Annotated in this window: 15 protein-coding genes; 3 read left to right on the top strand and 12 right to left on the bottom strand. The window is 69.1% G+C overall.

Annotated features, from left to right (window positions below):
* Nucleotides 1-168: 168 nt before the first annotated feature.
* Entirely contained in the window at nt 169-636 is a 468-nt protein-coding gene (gene pal / locus IHV25_RS00350) for a peptidoglycan-associated lipoprotein Pal (protein WP_192532994.1), read from the bottom strand.
* A 254-nt stretch (nt 637-890) separates the two neighbouring features.
* Entirely contained in the window at nt 891-1,478 is a 588-nt protein-coding gene (locus IHV25_RS00345) for an ABC-type transport auxiliary lipoprotein family protein (RefSeq protein ID WP_192532993.1), read from the bottom strand.
* Between the two features lie 1,034 nt (nt 1,479-2,512).
* Here IHV25_RS00345 and IHV25_RS00340 point away from each other — a divergent pair.
* The 3 genes from IHV25_RS00340 (at nt 2,513) to ubiV (ending at nt 5,157) form a co-directional block, all read left to right on the top strand.
* Entirely contained in the window at nt 2,513-3,187 is a 675-nt protein-coding gene (locus IHV25_RS00340) for an SCP2 sterol-binding domain-containing protein (protein ID WP_192532992.1), read from the top strand.
* A gap of 70 nt (nt 3,188-3,257) precedes the next feature.
* Nucleotides 3,258-4,232, top strand: coding sequence for a ubiquinone anaerobic biosynthesis protein UbiU (gene ubiU, locus IHV25_RS00335; RefSeq protein WP_192533543.1), 975 nt, complete (start codon nt 3,258-3,260; stop codon nt 4,230-4,232).
* A gap of 22 nt (nt 4,233-4,254) precedes the next feature.
* Entirely contained in the window at nt 4,255-5,157 is a 903-nt protein-coding gene (ubiV, locus tag IHV25_RS00330) for a ubiquinone anaerobic biosynthesis protein UbiV (protein ID WP_192532991.1), read from the top strand.
* 176 nt (nt 5,158-5,333) lie between these two features.
* Here the strand turns inward: ubiV and IHV25_RS00325 are convergent, their stop codons facing one another.
* The 10 genes from IHV25_RS00325 to IHV25_RS00280 all read right to left on the bottom strand — a co-directional run bounded on the left by IHV25_RS00325 (nt 5,334) and on the right by IHV25_RS00280 (nt 16,570).
* The gene (locus IHV25_RS00325; protein WP_192532990.1) at nt 5,334-5,804 is read right to left on the bottom strand and encodes a GyrI-like domain-containing protein; all 471 of its coding nucleotides are present in this window, start codon (nt 5,802-5,804) and stop codon (nt 5,334-5,336) included.
* A gap of 240 nt (nt 5,805-6,044) precedes the next feature.
* Nucleotides 6,045-6,821: a precorrin-4 C(11)-methyltransferase gene (cobM, locus tag IHV25_RS00320; protein ID WP_192532989.1), complete on the bottom strand. Its 777-nt coding sequence runs from the start codon at nt 6,819-6,821 to the stop codon at nt 6,045-6,047.
* The gene (locus IHV25_RS00315; protein WP_192532988.1) at nt 6,818-7,222 is read right to left on the bottom strand and encodes a cobalamin biosynthesis protein; all 405 of its coding nucleotides are present in this window, start codon (nt 7,220-7,222) and stop codon (nt 6,818-6,820) included. The genes cobM and IHV25_RS00315 overlap by 4 nt, the downstream gene beginning before the upstream one ends.
* Nucleotides 7,223-7,249: 27 nt before the next feature.
* Nucleotides 7,250-8,533 carry a UDP-N-acetylglucosamine 1-carboxyvinyltransferase gene (gene murA, locus IHV25_RS00310; protein WP_192532987.1) on the bottom strand — a complete coding sequence of 428 codons (1,284 nt, stop codon included), beginning with the start codon at nt 8,531-8,533 and terminating at the stop codon, nt 7,250-7,252.
* Nucleotides 8,534-8,780: 247 nt separating this feature from the next.
* Nucleotides 8,781-9,308, bottom strand: coding sequence for a peroxiredoxin (locus IHV25_RS00305; RefSeq protein ID WP_192532986.1), 528 nt, complete (start codon nt 9,306-9,308; stop codon nt 8,781-8,783).
* Between the two features lie 125 nt (nt 9,309-9,433).
* Nucleotides 9,434-11,644: a hypothetical protein gene (locus tag IHV25_RS00300; RefSeq protein WP_192532985.1), complete on the bottom strand. Its 2,211-nt coding sequence runs from the start codon at nt 11,642-11,644 to the stop codon at nt 9,434-9,436.
* Nucleotides 11,641-12,582 (bottom strand): DUF4159 domain-containing protein, encoded by a 942-nt coding sequence (locus tag IHV25_RS00295; protein WP_192532984.1) that lies wholly within the window; start codon nt 12,580-12,582, stop codon nt 11,641-11,643. Before IHV25_RS00295 ends, IHV25_RS00300 begins: the two co-directional genes overlap by 4 nt.
* Nucleotides 12,579-14,666, bottom strand: coding sequence for a BatA domain-containing protein (locus IHV25_RS00290; RefSeq protein ID WP_192532983.1), 2,088 nt, complete (start codon nt 14,664-14,666; stop codon nt 12,579-12,581). Before IHV25_RS00290 ends, IHV25_RS00295 begins: the two co-directional genes overlap by 4 nt.
* Before the next feature lie 3 nt (nt 14,667-14,669).
* On the bottom strand, nt 14,670-15,569 hold the full coding sequence (locus IHV25_RS00285; RefSeq protein WP_192532982.1) for a DUF58 domain-containing protein: 900 nt from the start codon (nt 15,567-15,569) through the stop codon (nt 14,670-14,672).
* The gene (locus tag IHV25_RS00280) at nt 15,566-16,570 is read right to left on the bottom strand and encodes an AAA family ATPase (protein ID WP_192532981.1); all 1,005 of its coding nucleotides are present in this window, start codon (nt 16,568-16,570) and stop codon (nt 15,566-15,568) included. Before IHV25_RS00280 ends, IHV25_RS00285 begins: the two co-directional genes overlap by 4 nt.
* Nucleotides 16,571-16,618: the final 48 nt, after the last annotated feature.

Here is a 16,618-nt window from a genome sequence, read left to right as displayed (position 1 = left end):
GGTGCCGCCCCCTGTTCCGGCCGGGTGGGGCCGGGTGGTCCTGCCGGGCAGGCCCGGGTGCTTCTGCCAGGCGGACCCGGATATTTTATTGCCGGGCGGAACCCGGATAGAAAAACGCCGCTTCCGGGGTGCTGGAAGCGGCGTTATCGACAGCGTCTCCGGATCCGCTTACTGCGGCACGGTCACGCCACGACGATTGAGGTGGTAGCAGCTCTCGGTGGCTTCCACGCAGACCGGGCGCTCCTTGCCGTAGGAGATCACGCGAATCCGGTTGGAGGCAATGCCCTGGCCGATGAGGTAGTCACGAACGGCGTTCGCACGACGCTCGCCGAGCGCAAGGTTGTACTCGCGGGTGCCGCGCTCGTCAGCGTGACCCTCGACGACCGTGCCGTACTGGGAGTACTGGGTCAGCCAGCGGGCCTGGGCCTGGAGGGTGGCACGGGCGGTCTCGTCAAGGTTGGACTGGTCGTAGCCGAACAGGACCGTGTCGCCGGCAACCTGCTGGAACTCCTGGACGGATCCCGGAGCCGCGAGGCCGCGACCGTCGGAGCCCGACGACGAGCCCGAGGCACCCGTGCTGGAACAGGCGGACAGCAGGAGGGCGGAGGCGACAGCGACAAAAGCAATTTTCTTCATTTTTCAAAAACTCCCGAGGGGTCGCGAATGCGCCGGAACGTCTGCCGAGGCCGGCCGGTGCCGGCGTGCCTGGAAGCACGCACTGGGACGGGACCGCGCGTCTCTTCAGATCCGAAACGAACACCACTGTTTTTACCTGAAACGACCACAAAAACAAGAGCGTTCGTCGTCAGGCACAACGATTGCAACCCGGGAGACAGGGTTTTCCGTGAACACTCTTTCGCTTTGCAGGGCCAGGCGGGTGGGGCGGGGCGCTAGCGGGCCGCACAATCCGCCGCAAAACGTCTTAATGTAGTACCCAAGGCGTGGGAAAGCCCCTGGATCGTGTCCTCGAAGGTCTTGCCGTGAACGGGCTGGATTTCCGAATACGTTCCGCTCAGAAGAACCGTGTCCATCGCCGGGTTGTAAAGGGAATAGGAGACCTCCACCTGGACCGCCGGCGTGTAGTTCTTGTTCAAGATCCGGTCAAAACGCAGGATTGTGGTGCTCAGGACCAGCTCGCCCGGGGCGCCGCTGTCGCCCTCGTGAACCTGGCTGAAAAGCCCGCTGGAGGCCAGATACGCCGTCACAAGGGAACGGACCTGGTACGGAAGGGGTCTGGACCAAAAACGGTCCGCATAAACCAGGGGGCCGTACCCGTTCTCGAAGTAGACCAGGTTCGGGCTGTCATAGGGGGACCGGGCCCCCACCGGCGCGACCACAAGGGGGCGAATCTCCGTGCGGGGGGCCGGATACGGAGTCGCGGTGCCCGAAAGCGTGTAGGAGGCCCCGGACGAGGGCGTGACGCATCCGGCCAGCAGGAGCATCGCAGCCGCAAGGGACAGGAGACGGGCAGGGCGCATGGGTCGGCCTTTCCTTTCAAGAGTCGGGTTGGATCCTGGCGGATGTGGCGCCCGTATGGGGCCCGCAGGACAGGACCGGAGACGATCAAAACAAGATCCGGCCCGGGTATCCAGTAAAAAAGGCCCGGCAGGGGCCGCATGAGGGCGCCGGTCAGGCGGGCACGGTATCGCTCGGGGTCCGGGCCGTCGCCTCTTGGCGGATTTTCGGCAACGGGTCCGGGCCCCGTGCCGTGGCGGTTTGAGAAAGGTGCTGGTGCAGGCGTCGCCATCGCGCTGTGTCGTGCCGATGCAGGCCACGTTATAGTGATGAACGCCACGTCGGGCAGGTTTCGCCTCGTGAGCGCGAGCCCGTCCCGGCGCCGGGCAGCCGTGCGCCCGCCTTGCCGCCAGCCCGTCACCGTGCCGTGAGCCCGTCTCATCCCCCGGTGCGCTGGGGTTCCGGAGGCCGGTTCGTCCCCCAGGCGCGGTGGGGTCCGGATGACGGTTTGTCCCCCGGGCGCGCCCCCTTCCTGCTTGCGTTCCGTCCTGCAGGCGCCGCACGTCAGGTGCAGTCCACCGTGCCGCGCAACCGGTTTTGGGCCGTAATTTCGCCACCCTGTCCCTTTAGACAGAATCCGCCCGCAGGTCACCCGGGGCGGCGCATGGCCGTGTGCGCGGCTGTGGACGGACGGTCCCTCCGGGTTCCGGCCGGATGCGGTCCGGCTGGTCGCACCCCCGGCTCCGGTGGACTCCGGTGGTCCTTTTCCGCGCCGCGCCGGGATGCGGTCGTGTCCGTGTCCGGTGCGCACCGGGTCCGGGACGGCGCGGGAACCGGCGGGCAGGGATCATGGCGGTGCCGTGATTTTTTGCTTTCAGCCTTTTATGAATGTCCGGTGTGACCTATGTTTCGAGTCAGTTTTCCGGAATGCAATCGGTGGAGGTTTTTCCCTGGCATTATCCCTTGCGTGAACCTCTCAGGCATGCTTTAGAACACGTTAATCACCCTCAGCCAGAGTTCGGGCGCTGCGTTGCGCCCCCCTACGGAGGACGACACGATGGCCGATGCGTCCGGTCTGACCCCTCTTATTCTTGCTGGCCAGTTGGCCCGCCCCATCCCGCTTTCGTTCATGAGGCGCCTGGCTGCGCCCGTGTTCCGCCGATGGGTCGCGACCTGGTCCGGTCCCCTGTCCAACCGTCTGTGCGACCAGACGGGCATCCTCTCCATCCGCCCGGTGGGCTGGCCCCTGTGCTTTGACCTGCACGTGGGCGAGCAGGGCCCGGGATCGGTCTCCATCACGCTGGAGCGTCCCGAGGACAGCGTTCCGACGGCGAGGGTCACGGCGACCCCGGAGGTTCTCCTGAAACTGATGGCCGCCGAGGACGGGCCGGACGGGGACGGAGCCTTCTTCTCCCGCGCTCTTCATATCGAGGGTGACACGGGCCTGGTCATGGCCTTCCGTTACGCGATCGAGGACACGGGTCTCAACCTTCATACGCTGAAAAACGACCTTCCGCGCCCGTTCATCCGGGCTCTGGAAGTCTCGACGCGGCGCCTCGAGCCCGTTCACGACCGTTTTTCCCGCGATCTGGCCAAGATGCAGGAGCTTCTCCTGTCTCCGGTCCGCTCCGAGATTGCCCGGCTCAACACGAGACTGAAACGTCTCGAGAGCGCCGGGACCGGACCGCGCCGGGCAAAGGTCGTTTCGCGCAAGGAGCTTGCAAATGGATAACGCCGTTCATACGTCGGGCGCCTCCACGCAGGGAACCGCTTCCGGCGCCCCCCTGGATCCCGATCACCCCATGGAGCTTGTGTGTCCCGCGGGCACTCCGGCGGCTCTCCAGACCGCCATTGATGCCGGTGCGCACACCATTTACTTCGGGTTCCGCAACCGGACCAACGCGCGCAACTTCCCGGGCCTGAACTTCAACGAGGAGGAGGCCGCCCGCGCCGTGGAGACCTGTCGCAAGCACGGGGTCAAGCCCTTGATTGCGATCAACACCTACGCGGACGCCGAGGACGACGCCATCTGGAAGCGCGCTGTCGACTGCGCGGCGGACCTGAAGGCGGGCGGCATTATCGCCTGTGATATCGGTCTCGTGTCCTACGCGGCGAAAACCCACCCGGATCTTCCCCTTCACCTGTCGGTTCAGGCGTCGGCCTCGAACCCGGAGGCGGTCAAGTTCTATCACGAGGCCTACGGCGTGCGCCGCGTGGTGCTGCCGCGGGTCATGAGTGTCCCCGAGATTGCCGAGCTCACCGCTGCCGTCACTCCGGTGGAAACCGAGGTCTTCGTGTTTGGCGGCCTGTGCGTCATGGCCGAGGGGCGGTGCTCCCTGTCGTCCTACGCCACGGGTCTCTCGCCCAACAAGGACGGCGTGTGCTCCCCCGCGAGCCATGTGCGCTACGAGCAGGACGGCGATGTGATGGTGTCCCTGCTGGGCGACTTCACCATCAACCGCTTCGACGCCGGGGAAACCGCCGGCTACCCGACCCTGTGCAAGGGCCGGTTCAGCTCGGATGCCCGCACGGGTCACCTCTTCGAGGATCCCATGAGCCTTGATGCCACCACCATTCTGGGGGATCTGCGCAAGGCCGGTGTGAAGGCTGTCAAGGTCGAGGGCCGCCAGAGAGGCAAGGCCTACGTGGCCCAGGTTGTGCGCTCGCTGCGTGACGCCATCGACGGCAAAACCGATGCAAGCCGCAGTTCGGGCACGACCCACCTGATGGAGGGTCTTGGCCACACCGAGGGTGCCTACCGGCGCGACTGGCGCTAGTTTTACCGGGAAAGTTGATGCAATGAGCCGTGTTGAAATCGCTCTTGGGCCTCTGACGTACAACTGGCAGAATCCGGCCCGGGAGGCTCTCTATTCCGCCGCTGCGACGGAAGAGGCCTTCGATATCGTCTATATTGGCGAGACCGTGTGCGCCAAGCGGATCCCGGTGGCCGCCGCTGTGATGGCCGATGCTGCCGAGACCCTGGAAAAGGCCGGGCGCAAGGTCGTCTACAGCGCCCTGTCGCTGGCCACCAACGAGTCCGAGCGTCGCCAGGTCACGGACCTCTGCGAGGTCGAGGATCTGCTGGTCGAGGCAAACGACGCCGGGGCGCTGCGCACCCTGGCCGGTCGCCCCCACTTCGTGGGCCCGCACATGAACGTCTACAACCCCGGCACGCTGGAGGCTCTGGCCGAGCGCGGTGCCGTGTCCTTCTGCCTGCCCTGGGAGGTGAACCGCAAGGGCATCGAGGTCATGGCCCGGCGCGCCAACGATCTGGGTGTTGTGGTGGAAATCGAGGTCTTCGGCAAGGCGCCGCTTGCGATTTCCGCCCGCTGTCACCACGCGAGGGCCTACGGCTTCACCAAGGACTCCTGCCAGTACGTCTGTGACCGGGATCCGGAGGGCATGGCCGTGCGCACCCTGGACGGCCAGAACTTCCTGACCCTCAACGGGCTCCAGACCCAGGGCCATGCGGTCACGCTGCTGGTCTCGGAGGTCCAGGCCCTGCGGGACATGGGTGTGGGGCGCCTGCGCCTGTCCCCCATGAACATGGACATGAATGCGGTCGCCCGGGTCTACCGGGATCTGCTGGATGGCCGCACGGATGCCGCCACCGCCGAGCAGACCCTTCTGGGCATGCTGGGCGACCGGGAACCCGCAAACGGCTTCTATTACGGGGTCGAGGGGTCCACCTGGGCCGCCTGATGCTGGACCACCCAGCCTGATATACGGAAAGCCGGGCGCGCGTTGCCCGGCTTTTTTTGTGCCGGCGTGCCGGGGGTGCTGCCGGTCCGGTGGGGGCGATGGGGCAAGGGGGGCGGGCGCTTTTGGGTGTCGGGTCCGGCGAGGGTGCGAGCCGCTCCGTCCGCCCGACAGGAGCGTCAGCGCAGCAGGAGGCCGGCGTGGATTGTGAACGGGCTTTCCAGGCGCCAGTCCGGGGGATACCGCTCGAACGTGGGGGCGTCGGGGTTGTAGCGGCAGTCCTCCTGCGCCGGAAGCCAGGTCTCGAACAGGAACCGGTAGGCGTCCTGGAGGGCGCCCAGGTGGGGGACCGTGCACTGTGCATACAGTCCGCCCGGGAGCGTGAAGGGCGCCAGGCCCTCCGGCAGTGAGCCCACCGGGCCGGTTTCGACTGCGGCCCGGTACTCGAATGTGGTGTCAGTCAGCATGACGCTGATGCCATAGGCGCCCGAGGCTCCGGCCGGCGGAGGGGGCAACTCCACGATGCGCGGGCCGAAACTCTGCCACAGGGCGGGGCAGTCCACGGAGGTTCGCTCCAGACAGGTGACCACCGACATGCCGGCCAGCAGTGTTGTGGGAACGTCAAGGCGGGAGACGGGGAAAGCGTTCATGGCACCGGAGTCCTTGTCAGGGCAGTTCGCGGTCGGGGGCCGGAAAGCGGGCCGGAACCGACGGTTTTGCCTGTGTGTTCGGGTGTTGTCAGTCGTCCGGGCCCGGTTGCGCAGGGAGCCGGTCAGAGACCCCTGAAGTTTACCTCAGAGGTCGCCGGCTGCCCTCGCTTTTTCTACGAAATTTCCGTGTTTTTTCTGTGGACACGCTCATGAAGGGAATGGCCTCCGGAGCGGGTGCGCTCACGTGGGGTTCCGCGCGGGAGGGGGACCGGATTCGCAGCGGCAGCGGTTCGGGTCGTAGAGGTGGCTCTCGGCGAAGCCCTCCGGGGCCAGGGCCTGTCCCACAAGGATCAGGGCGGTGCGCACAAGGCCCGCCTCCTGGACCTGCGTGCGGATGGTCTCCAGGGTGCCGCGCAGGATCAGTTCGTCCGGCCAGGTGGCGCGGAAGACCACGGCCACGGGGCAGTCGGCCCCGTAGTGGGGCACCAGCTTTGCCACGACCGCGTCCAGGTTCCCGACGGACAGGTGGATGGCCATGACCGCCCGGGAGCGGGCAAAGGTCTCCAGATCCTCGGTCGCCGGCATGCGGGTGGAGCGCACGGCGGTGCGGGTCAGAACCACCGACTGGGAGACCTCGGGCAGGGTCAGCTCCAGCCCCAGGCGGGCGGCGGCGGCGGCGAACGAGGGCACGCCCGGACAGATCTCGTAGGGGATCCCCAGGGCCTGGAGGCGCCGGCACTGCTCGGCCATGGCGGAGTAGATCGACACATCGCCGGAGTGGACACGGGCCACATCCAGCCCGCGCTCGTGGGCACGGCGGATGACGTCGATGATCTCGTCCAGGGTGAGGGAGGTGGTGTCGGTGATCTCCGCGTCCCGGGGGGCTTCGGCGATGACCGCCTCCGGCACCAGGCTCCCGGCGTACAGCAGGACCGGGGCGCGGCGGATCAGGTTCAGGCCACGCACGGTGATCAGGTCGGGGGCGCCGGGACCGGCACCGATAAAATGGACAGTCATTCCCTTGAGGGGCTCCTGGCCGGGGTTGCCAGCGCGCAGGTGGCGTTCCGGCTCGTCATTTTGGGGACGACAAGGCGGGCGTCCGGGCCCGCGACGGCAAGGGCGGCCGCTTCGGCCACGCCGGCGATGCTGATGAGGGCCTCGACCCGGTCGCTGGGGTGGGCCAGGCGGGGGCTCTCCTCGTCCAGCCGTCCGGCCTCGTAGCCGAAGGTGGGGACGCCCAGCGTGTAGGCGAGCACGCTGATGGCGGGATGGGCGGCCTTGCCCTCGAGGGTGGCCACGCCCTGCACCTGGAAGCCGACGCCAAGACTGGACAGGGCCTCGCGCACAAGCTGGGCGAGCTCCTCGGCCGAACACGACGAGCGGACGCCAACACCGACATATATGGGCAGAAGGGTCAACACGGTCTCCGCAGTTCCTGCCGCTGTCTATTCCGCGGCCTCGGCGCCGGTTCCGGCCAGGCGCTCGATATGGGCGCCGCAGGCCAGGAGCTTTTCCTCGAGGCGCTCATAGCCGCGGTCCAGGTGATAGATCCGTCGCACGGTGGTTTCCCCCTTGGCCACAAGTCCGGCCAGGACCAGGGACGACGAGGCCCGCAGGTCCGTTGCCATGACCGGCGCGCCCAGGAGCTTGGGGACACCCCGGACAATGGCCGACGCGCTGTGGACGTTGATGTTCGCCCCCATGCGCAGGAGTTCGGGCACGTGCATGAAACGGTTTTCAAAAATGCTCTCGGTAATCAGCGAGGCCCCGTCGGCGGTGCACATCAGGGCCATCCACTGGGCCTGCATGTCGGTGGGGAAGCCGGGGAAGGGCTCGGTCTGGATGTCCACGCCCTGCAGGTCGTTCCGGGTGGCGTCCACCACCAGGGCGCCGTCGGAGACGGTGACCTCCACGCCCGCCCGGCGCAGGTGGTCGATCACGGAATCGATCAGGTCGGCGCGGGTGTTGGTCAGGGTCACGCGCCCGCGGGTGATGGCGGCGGCAACGGCAAAGGTGCCGGTCTCGATGCGGTCCGGCAGGACGCTGTGCTCGGCGCCGTGGAGCCGCTCGACCCCCTCGATCACCAGGGTGCCGGTGCCCAGCCCCTCGATTTTGGCGCCCATGGCCTTGAGGCACTGGCCCAGATCCTCGATTTCCGGCTCCCGGGCGGCGTTTTCCAGGACGGTCTCGCCGTCGGCCAGGACGGCGGCCATCAGGGCGTTCTCGGTTCCGCCCACGGTCACCTTGGGGAAGGCGAACCGGGCGCCGCGCAGGCGTCCGGCGGAGCGGGCGTTGATGTAGCCCTCGTTGAGCTCGATCTCCACGCCCATGGCCTCGAGCGCCCGAAGGTGCAGGTCCACGGGGCGCGCGCCGATGGCGCAGCCGCCGGGAAGGGAGACCCGGGCCTGACCGTAGCGGGCCACCAGGGGGCCCAGCACCAGGACCGAGGCCCGCATCTGCCGCACCAGGTCGTAGGGAGCCGTGGTGTCCTTCACGCCCGCGGCGTTCAGCACCAGGGTGGAGGCGTCTTCCTGTCCGACCTGGACGCCCATGTGGTCCAGAAGCGCGGTCATGGTGCGGGTGTCCGCCAGCCGGGGCACGTTCGACAGCCGGAGAGGCGCATCCGTCAGCAGGCAGGCCGGCATGAGGGCCAGGGCTGCGTTCTTCGCTCCGCTGATGGGGACTTCACCCCTGAGCGCCGTGCCGCCGACAAGACGGATTTTATCCATGAACGGGGACTCCGGAAGACTGGAACGTGGGGACTCGATCGGTCTGGAAGAGGACTAATAGGGCCGAGAGAGCCATGAAAACGGGCGAAAAAGGCCCCGCAGAACCGGGGGCGCGCCCGAAGCGCACGCCCTGTATACCCGACGGGGGGCATCCAGACAAGGCAAGGGCGGAGCCGGCCCGCAAAAAAAGCGGAGTCCCGGGGGACTCCGCCTGAAATGTACGCACACGTGTGTGTCGGGTGCGGACTTACTTGCCCAGGTGACCCTTCAGCCACTTGAGCATGGTCACCGCGTCCGAGGTCTCGAACGGGTCGGTCGGGCAGTTGTCTTCCTTGCCCGGCTCGGTGAACACCTTCACCACATTGCCGTCGTCCACGAACATGGAGTAGCGCCAGGAACGGGGACCGAAGCCGAGGTTCGACTTGTCCACTTCCATGCCCATGCCGCGGGTGAACTCGCCGTTGCCGTCCGGCAGGAGGAACACCTTCTCGGTGCCCAGGTGCTTGCCCCACTGGAACATGACGAACGCGTCGTTGACGGACAGGCAGATCACCTGGTCGACACCAAGGGCCCGGAACTCGTCGTAGTGGGCCTCGTAGCCCGGCAGGTGGGTGCTCGAGCAGGTCGGGGTGAAGGCGCCCGGGAGGGCGAAAAGGACGATCTTCTTGCCGTCAAAGATCTCGCTGGTGGACAGATCCTTCCACTCGAACGGGTTGTCCCCGGGCAGAGACGGATTGCGGACACGGGTCTTGAACACAACGTTGGGAACACGCATGGGACGATCTCCTTGAAGTTATCCTTAACTAATAACACAACATCAGTTGTGGAGCCGCTTTTTTTGCGTCGCCAGGGACGGGAAAAATCAGCTCTCCGCCTTTATAGGGATCGCCGGAGCCGGTTTCACCTGTCCGGCGAAAAAATTTTTCGCAGCCGGCCCAGCACTTGTGCTCCCGAGCCTTCCCGCCACCAGGCCAGGGCCGCGAGACCCGGCACAAGAAGCAGTGCAGCCCAGACGGGCAGGGCCGTGTCCAGGGACAGGCCGGTGACCACATGGGCCCCGTTGGCCCTCAGTCCGACCCAGCCGCGCCCCGAGGCTCCGCTGCCCGGGGCCACCCGCCGGATCTCCGGCACCGGGCCATCCCCCAGGAAGCGCACCGAGCCGCCGGTGGCCTGCGCCAGGTCCGACAGGGGCCGGGCGGTGGCCACAAGGTGTGTGGTCTCGGGCGGGTTCGGCGGGCCGGACACGGCAAGGGCCTCCGGGCCGCCGGGGATCTGCGCCCGGTAGACGCCGGGCAGGCCCACGGCCATGTCCGCCATGGACAGGCCCGGGCGCTGGGGGCTGAGGACAAGGGTTTTCGGAGGCCCCTCCGGTCCGGTAACGGTCACAACCGGGTCCGGCTGGCCCATGGTCCGGCGGGTGACCACCAGACGGTTGTGCTTGGTCTGGAGGGTCAGGGCCTCCTCCTCCAGGTCCGGCTCTCCCATGGTCCAGTGGGCCAGGCGGCGCAGAAGCTCGCCCTGGGGGCCGCCGCCCTGCCAGCCCTTGGCCCAGAGCCACAGGGTGTCGCTGGTCAGGACCGCCACACGGCCCTTTCCAACCCGGGACAGGATCAGCAGGGGCAGGTCGTTCACGCCGCCCATGACCACCGTGCCTGTGGGCGCCACCATCTCGACCTGGCGCAGCCAGGGGCCCCAGTCGGGGGTGAGCGGCGTGTCCGGCGCGGATGCGCCCGAGGCTGCCGCGCCGGTTCCGGCACCGGCGGGGGCTCCCGATGACCCGGGGTTGGTGCCGTTTCCGCTTCCGTTTCCGCTTCCGCTTCTGGCAGGTTCCAGGGCGGCGGTGACCGGGTGCCGGACGCCGGCTGCGGTCAGGCTCGGGCGGAAGGCATCATCAAAGGTGCGCCCCGTGGCCGAGGCGGGCACAATGCGCGCAAGCGGGCCGGCCCCCAGGCCTCCGGGCTCGTTGAACTCGGGGCCCGCGCTCAGCAGCAGGGCGGCCCCGTTCTCCACGGCTTTCGCCACGTTCTCCAGGTACTGCTCCGGCACCAGGTCGGCGGCGGAGAACCGGTCCAGAAGGATCAGGTCGAAGCTGCCGATTTTCTCCTCGAACAGCTCGTTGATGGGGAAGGGGATCAGGGACAGCTCGCTGGCGGAGGTCGGATCCCGGGACCAGGGCGAGCGCAGGATTGTGAAGTGGATCAGGTCCACCGCCGGATCCGCCTTCAGGGAGTTGCGCCACACCCGCTCGCCCATGTGGGGCTTGCCGGAAATCAGGAGCACCCGCAGCCGGTCCCGCACGCCGTTGATACTGATGGCGACCCGGTTGTTCACGGCGGCGATCTCGCCGCTGCGCTCAGCCACGGACAGCTCCACGATGTTCGGACCCGGGCGGGTCAGGGGGACGGGAACGGCGGTCTCCCGGTTGGCGGGCACGGAGAGGGGGACATCCGGCTCCCCGTCCCGGCGCAGGGTGACGCTCAGGGGCGTGCCGTCCTTCAGGGTCGGATCCTCGATGCGGATGCGCACGTCGGCCTTTGATCCCGTCATGCCGAAGCGCGGGGCCTCGAGGACCGCAATCCGCCGGTCCGTTTCCTTCTCGTGCCCGGTCAGGAGCACATGAACCGGAGCCCCCGGCGGGCGGATCTCGGGAGCGTCGTGGATCTGGCCGTCCGTCAGGATCAGGACACCGGCGCGGCGCTCCACGGGCACGTCCGCAAAGCCGCTGTCCAGCGCGTCCGCCAGCACGGTGCCCGCAGCGCCCGCATCGGACACGCGCACGATCCGGGTTTCCAGGTTGGGCTGGGCTTTCAGGGTGCGTTCCAGGTCGGTGGCGGCCTGCCCGGTCCGCTCCGCCCGTCCGGCCAGCCGGATCGAGGCCGACTCGTCAATCACCAGCAGCGCCACGTCCGACAGGGGATCCTGGGTCTCGGTGGCCCAGCGGGGGCCGGCGAGTACCGCCAGAAGGCCCAGGAAGGCAAGGGCGCGAAGAAGGGCGCCCCGGGCCCGGCGCACCAGCGCAAACACCAGCACGACGGCCGCAAGCGCCGCAAGGGTCCACAGGGCGGGCCAGGGCACCAGGGGGGCGAACACCAGGGAGCCGGCGGCGGTCATTTCCTGTTCTCCAGCTTGTCCAAAATGGCTTCCGAGTGCACCTGGTCCCCCTTGTAGCTGCCGGCAAGGGCATACATCACCAGATTGATGCCAAAGCGGAACGCCTGTTCGCGCTGGCCCTCGCCTCCGGGAAAGGCCTGGAACAGGGGCGCGCCGCTGCCGTCCACGGCCCAGGCGCCCGCCCAGTCATTGGGGCCGACCACCACGGGCGAGACCCCGTCGTTGTCCAGGCCCGTGGTGGCGACCCAGGCGACTGCGGTGTCCAGGCGTCCGGGGGTGCGCGACAGCAGATAGAAGCTGCGTGCCAGGACGTGGGTGGGGTCCATGGGCTTCAGGGGCGGGATGTCGAGCCCGGCCAGCAGGTCGTCCGTGGGGCGGCTGCCGTCTCCCAGGTCGATCACCAGAAGGCCTCCGGCCTTCATGTAGCGGTTGAAGCGCCCGGCGGCCTCCGGGGACAGGGGGGCGATGGCCGCGCTCACGGGCCAGTAGACCACCGGAAACAGGAGCGGGTCATCCCTCTCCGGGTCCAGGGCCACGGGGGGCGCCATCTTCGCGCTGGTGCGCAGGGCCAGAACGTCGGTCAGGCGGGTCAGGCCGGTCTCGGAGACATGGTCCGCGCTGGCGCTCCCCGACAGCACATAGGCCAAACGGGGCTGAAGCGCCGCCTCCCGGTCCTTCTCGGAGACGGACAGGGGCGGGGCCCCCGTGCCGGGGTCGGCGGCCAGGGCAGGGTGGTGGGCTGCACCCAGGCCCAGGGCACAGGCCAGCAGCCCCGCCGCCAGGGTGCGAAGGACCGTGCCCGCCGCGGTTCGCACGGCGTTACGGGGACGCGGGGAGCGCGTCCGGGGCCCGGCCGGCGGGTGCCCGGCGCAGGCAGCGTGGTGGGGGCTCTGGCACAGGGGCAGGGACAGGGGGAGCATGGGTCCGGGGCCTTTCATCGTTCACGCATCCGCAATCCGCCCAGCCCCCGCAGCACCAGGGACAGGACAAAGTCCACCAGCAGAAGCACGAAGGCCAGGGCCAGAACCGGTCCGCCCAGATCCCGGGTTTTGGCCTGCCCGGACAGGGGACGAAGCGAGGTGCCCTCGGGCCAGTCCCCGGTGCTGAGCAGCCGGTCGACCCCCGGGGCGATGTTCAGGGGCACCGCGTGCTTCTCGCTGCCATAGTAGCCGGGGGGCTGCTCGGGGCCCACCCGCACCGGTTCGGCCGGATCGGGCGGCAGGGGGCGGTCCTGGGGCAGGGGCGGAACCAGGCGCCCGAGCCCGTCGAGAACCCGCCAGGCGGGCAGGGGCCGGGCGTCCTGACCGGGCTCGGTCCCGGTCCCGGCGGTTCCGCTGCCCAGGGTCAGGAGCCTCTCCAGCATCCGTTCAAACAGGAGGGACAGGGGCAGGCTGGACCAGTCCGGCGTGGGGGTGACGTGGAACAGGACAATCTGTCCCGCGCCCCGGCTCGCGGCGGTGACAAGGGGGGTGCCGTCCTCCAGGTAGGCCCAGGTGCGGTTCTCCAGACCGGGCTGGGGCGTGGCCAGCACCTGGGTGGTGACGGTCACATCCGCCGGGATGGCGAGGCCGGCAAAGGGGCTGTCCGGCGGGAACGGCGCCAGGCGGGCCGGATCGCTCCAGCTGAGGGCGCCGCCCAGGGAGCGGTCCCCGTCCCGCAGGGTGACGGGCAGCAGGGCGTCGGTGCGGTCAGTGGACCGGGGCGAGGCAAAGCGGATCAGGACGCCGCCGTTTTCCACCCAGGTGGCCAGAGCGCTTTCCCGGGCCGCATCAAGGGGAGCCAGGTCGGCAGTCACGATGTGCGTGACCCCGCGACGCAGAAGATCCGCAAGGGGGGCGGCCAGGATCCCGGCCCGGGTGTCCAGGGCCTTCTCCACGTAATAGAAGGGGTCCAGAAGCGGCACGGGCTCGCGGTTTGCGCTCGCAGCCTCTCCCGTGAGCAGGCCCACCTCGGGGAAGGTTTCCGGGTCGTTCATCAGAACCCGGGTTCCCGCGCCGGGGAGGGGGGCTCCGGTCCCGTCCGCCAGCTCGAGGGAGGAGCGGCTGCGCACGGGCGCGCTCTCCGGTGCGGGGGCTGCGCCGGCTGCGGTTGCGTGGGCCTGGGAAGCGGGGTGGGCCTGGGAGGCGGGGCCCGGCTGGGGCGGCCGGAAGCGCACGGGCACGCGGGTGTCCGTGGGTCCGAAGCGGGCCTCGACCCGGTCCATGACCCGCCCCTGTGCGTCCAGCAGGCGGAGCTGCAGGGGGAGCTCAACAGACGCCCCCCCGGGGGAGCGCCTTACGGCGGTTTCCAGGTAGGGAGGGGCCGGGACCGGTTCCTCCACCACGAACACGCTGCCGGTCTCGGGGGCGCGCACCGTCAGGGCTGCCCGCCGGTTCAGGGCCCGGGCCAGGTTTCGTGTGGCCTCCGGGTCCGGCGAGGCCAGGGTGTCATGGATCCACACGGCCTGCCCCGGGGCCCCGGTGGCATCGCCCGGCAGGGCCTCCAGGTGCTCGAGGGCGGTTTTCCTGTCCGTGGGCCAGGGGCGGGGGACCATGGCCTGAACCTCGGCCCGGACAGCGCCCGCGTCCCTCCAGGACAGCACCGGGGGAGTGGCGCTGGCCGCCGTGGTGAGCAGCAGGACGGGACGGCGGTTGCGCTGTGCCTCGTCCAGCAGGTCGAGGGCGCAGTCCTGCATGGCCTTCCAGGACACGCCCGACGCCCAGCCGTTGTCGATCACCAGAAGAAGGGGGCTCTTTCCGTTTCCGTCGGGGGGCAGGTCCGGATCAGCAGGCGCAAGGAACGGCCCGGCCAGCCCGATGACCGCCAGGGTCACGGTGACCAGGCGCAGCAGCAAGAGCCACCAGGGCGAGCGGGCGGGGGTCTTGCGCGGAGACTCAAGCCCGGTCAGGAAGCGGATGGCCGGGAAGGGCACCCGCCGCGGAGCCGGGGGCGTGGCTCGCAGAAGCCACCACAGGAGCGGGAGAGCGGCCAGGGCGGCAAAGGCCCAGGGGGTGGCAAAGGCCGGAAGGTCGGGAAGGGCCATGGCTCACCCGCCGGAAGCACGGGCCGGGCCGGTGCCCAGCGCCAGGTACAGGTCTCGCAGGGCCAGCTGTGCGGGCTGGTCCGTGCAGTGGCGGTGACAGCCCCAGCCGTGCCGCCTCACGATGGTGTCGAGCGCGTCCAGGTGGGCCTCGATCCGGTGGAGATACCGGTCGCGCAGCGCCTCCACATGGTCGATCAGGACCGGGGCCTCGCCCTCCGGCCCCTCGAAGCGGATGCGTCCGCTGAAGGGCAGGGCCAGTTCCGCAGGGTCCAGAACCTGCACCAGGTGGCCCTTGACCCCGGCGTCGGCCAGGCGGCGGATGGCACTGCGCACCTGGTCCAGGGGGTCCAGGAAGTCGCCGAAAAACACAACAAGGGAGTGGGCCGGAACCGGCGCCCCCAGAGCCTTCTCCAGGGACGGCGGCGGATCCGAGCCCAGCACCCGGGCCATGCCGACAAGGGCGCCCCGGCCGTGGGCGGCCCGGCTGTCCCGCCCGGCGATGGCGATGCGTTCCCCCGCGCGCACGGCCATGCTGGCCAGCGCAAGGCAGAGCTCGAGGGCCCGCGTGCGCTTGTGGGGCAGCGTCCGGGCCGAGCGGTAGTCCATGGACGCGCTCTGGTCGCACCCGAACCAGAGGCTCTGGGCGGAATCGCGCTCCTGCTCGCGCAGATAGATCTGGTCGGCCCGGGCCGAGCGCCGCCAGTCGATGCGGCGGGTCGGGTCTCCGGCCTGGTAGGGGCGGAACTGCCAGAAGTCCTCCCCCGGCCCCGCCATGCGGCGGCCGTGGAAGCCCAGGGTGACCGAGGCGGCAATCCGTTCGGCGGCGACCAGAAGGGGCGGAAGCCGTTCCGCCTCCCGTTCCGCCCGGTTCAGGGACGGGCGCGGCGTGGCGGCGTCTTTCACGAAAGGAGCCCGATCAGGCGGTCAATGACCGTGTCCAGGGAGACCCCGTCCGCCCGCGCCGAGAACGTCAGGGCCATGCGGTGGCGCAGCACCGCCGGCGCCAGCACCGCCACATCCTGGTGGGTGGGCGCGGAGCGGCCCTCGAGGAGGGCGCGGGCCCGAACCGCCAGCGCCAGGGCCTGCGAGGCGCGCGGTCCCGGTCCCCAGGACACCAGGTCCCGGACCTCGGGAAGGGAGGTGGTCTGGGGCCGTCCCGAGCGCACAAGGCGCAAGATGGCATCAATGATGCTGTCCCCGATGGGCATGCGGCGCACCAGCTGCTGGGCAACCATCAGCTCCCGGGCGGTCATGACGGGCCGGGGGCTCACGTCGTGTGCGCCGGTGGTGGTCGCGAGGATGGCCCGCTCGGCGGCCTCGTCCGGGTAGTCCACGTTGATCTGGAGCAGGAAACGGTCCAGCTGGGCCTCGGGCAGGGGATAGGTGCCCTCCTGCTCGATGGGGTTCTGGGTGGCCAGGACATGAAACGGCGAGGGCAGCGGCAGGGACTGCCCGGCCACGGAGACGTTGTGCTCCTGCATGGCCTGGAGAAGGGCGGACTGGGTGCGGGGGCTGGCCCGGTTGATCTCGTCCGCAAGAAGAAGCTGGCAGAAGACCGGCCCCTCGAGGAAGCGGAACCGGCGGGTGCCGTCGCTGCCCTCCTCGAGCACTTCCGAGCCCAGGATGTCCGAGGGCATCAGGTCCGGCGTGAACTGGACCCGCTTGTTGTCCAGCCCGAACACGGTCCCCAGGGTGTGCGCCAGACGGGTTTTCGCAAGACCCGGAAGCCCCACCAGAAGCGCGTGTCCTCCGGACAGGAGCGTGACAAGCACATCCTCCACGACCTGGTCCTGGCCGAAAATCACCTCGCCCACGGCGTGGCGCACCTCCTTGATTTGGGCGATAAGACGGTCTACCTCTTGAAGGTCGGGGGGCTGGCTCGAATAGGAGGATGTGGGTGTCATGATCGGGAATACCTCTGGACTGACGACCGGGACGGGAGAGGCAACGCC

This window comes from Phaeovibrio sulfidiphilus (assembly GCF_014861485.1).
Lineage (GTDB): Bacteria > Pseudomonadota > Alphaproteobacteria > Rhodospirillales > Rhodospirillaceae > Phaeovibrio > Phaeovibrio sulfidiphilus.
The sequence above is the reverse complement of the archived record's forward strand: the minus strand, read 5'-3'. Positions and strand labels throughout refer to the sequence as shown.